Below are 243 nucleotides of genomic sequence, written 5' to 3'. Positions count from 1 at the left end.
GGAGCGCGCTGTTCCGGCGTGCCCACACCCATTCGAGCGGAGAAGGCATCTCGTCGGATTCATGGCCGGGCTGATCCCCTGCCCTTTGACGCTCTTCGTCATGACCTTCGCGATGATCCATCAGGTGGTGGTCACGGGCATCCTTTTCGCCGTCTCCATGATGATCGGCGTCGGCGTGACGCTCTCCGCGGTGGCGCTCCTCTCCGTGGCGTTCCGGGAGCAGCTTGCAAGGCTGTTGAGGAC

The 243-nt window shown here is 63.8% G+C and carries 1 pseudogene; it reads left to right on the top strand.

The features are described 5' to 3' along the window. Positions 1-243: pseudogene (locus tag EOD29_RS34405) on the top strand (sulfite exporter TauE/SafE family protein); the annotation flags it as partial.

The sequence above is a fragment of the Mesorhizobium sp. M1A.T.Ca.IN.004.03.1.1 genome (assembly GCF_003997555.1).
Classification (GTDB): Bacteria; Pseudomonadota; Alphaproteobacteria; order Rhizobiales; family Rhizobiaceae; genus Mesorhizobium.
This window is presented reverse-complemented; position numbering and strand designations above follow the sequence as displayed.